The 244-nt window shown below is 67.6% G+C and carries 1 pseudogene; it reads right to left on the bottom strand.

The features are described 5' to 3' along the window. Positions 1-244, bottom strand: a pseudogene (locus EOD29_RS34240) (MarR family transcriptional regulator); the annotation flags it as partial.

Here is a 244-nt window from a genome sequence, read left to right as displayed (position 1 = left end):
CCCGTCGCCCGTCCACTTTGACGCGGCCGGCCGGACGCCTCAGCCGGCTTCGGCGCTTCCATCGCCACCCCCGACAGCGCCTGCAGATCCTGCCGCAGCCGTAGAACTCCGCCCGGCAATTCATCGTCGAGGGCCGCATGCGTGCTTTCCCAGATCGGCAGTGCTCTTGCCAATACCGCCTTGCCTTCTGCGGTAAGGCTGAGCAGCCGGCCGCGCCTATCCTTGGGGTTCTCCACCACTGCCA

This window comes from Mesorhizobium sp. M1A.T.Ca.IN.004.03.1.1 (assembly GCF_003997555.1).
GTDB lineage: Bacteria > Pseudomonadota > Alphaproteobacteria > Rhizobiales > Rhizobiaceae > Mesorhizobium.
Note: the sequence above shows the minus strand (reverse complement) of the source record. Positions and strands in the feature narration are given on the sequence as shown.